Annotated in this window: 1 protein-coding gene; it reads left to right on the top strand. The window is 46.0% G+C overall.

All coding sequences use genetic code 11. From position 1 onward, the window contains the following. Positions 1 to 107 precede the first annotated feature (107 nt). On the top strand, positions 108 to 1,046 hold the full coding sequence (locus ASF99_RS01990) for an IS30 family transposase (protein WP_055966726.1): 939 nt from the start codon (positions 108 to 110) through the stop codon (positions 1,044 to 1,046). Positions 1,047 to 1,058: the final 12 nt, after the last annotated feature.

Raw genomic sequence — 1,058 nt, 5'->3', positions numbered from 1 at the left:
GACGAATTGTAATATTAAGTGCAACACCTAGCTGAAAACACAAAAAAAACCCATAACGACCTCGTGTAGAATAGAGTTACCACACCAAATTCAACGGAGGATTCGTTATGAGCTATGTTCATCTTACCACATCAGAAAGAGTCAAAATAGAAACTTATCTAGAGCTTGGATTTTCAATGCGAAAGATCGCTCAGCATCTCGGACGACAGCCGTCCACGATTTCACATGAGCTCAAACGGAATCCTTCCTACAATGCGATCAACGCCGGACTGCGTTATGAGATGCAAAAAAAGAATTGTGGAGCACGCACGCTGTTCAGCACTTCGCTTGGCTCATGTATCCTTTCGAAACTGCGAGAGACATGGTCTCCCGAACAGATCGCCGGACGGCTCTTTCACGAACAGGGACCATCGTACAGTACAATCTATCGATGGATATATAAAGGATTCATCAAGAGCGATTTAGGCGTTTTACGACAAAAAGGAAAGCGCCAAAAGCCACGTGAGACAAGAGGTCGCTTCAACATCGGGCTTCCGATCAGTAAACGTCCGTCGGACGTCCGGGGTCGAGAAACGTTCGGGCATTGGGAGTTGGATACTGTCGTATCGGGACGAGGGCAGACAAAGGCGTGTGTTGCGACATTCATCGAACGTAAAAGTCGGTTCTATATCGTACTACCGATGGTCGATCGTTCTTCTCACTCGATGGAACATGCCATCCAAACACTTTACTCTTCTTTCCCATCGGGAACGTTTCAAACCATGACGACGGATCGCGGTAAGGAGTTCAGCTGTCACGAACGGATACAGGACTCTCTTGGTATCCCAATGTACTTTGCGGATCCCTATTCTTCATGGCAACGTGGCAGCAATGAGAATGCAAATGGTCTTCTCCGTGAGTTCTTCCCAAAGGGAACCAACTTCGGAATGATCAACAAGACAGAATTAGATTACGCACTTTCTAGAATCAACAATCGACCAAGAAAGTGTTTGGATTGGAAAACTGCATACGAGGTCTTTTCCGAAGAAGTGTTGCGCTTAATTTGACAAACCGTCATA

The organism is Exiguobacterium sp. Leaf187 (assembly GCF_001423925.1).
Taxonomy (GTDB): Bacteria; Bacillota; Bacilli; order Exiguobacteriales; family Exiguobacteriaceae; genus Exiguobacterium_A; species Exiguobacterium_A indicum.
Note: the sequence above shows the minus strand (reverse complement) of the source record. Positions and strands in the feature narration are given on the sequence as shown.

What these genes read in the sequence shown, in the direction of transcription:
- ASF99_RS01990 (WP_055966726.1), top strand. Translation starts at nt 108, where the DNA reads ATGAGCTATGTTCATCTTACCACATCAGAAAGAGTCAAAATAGAAACT.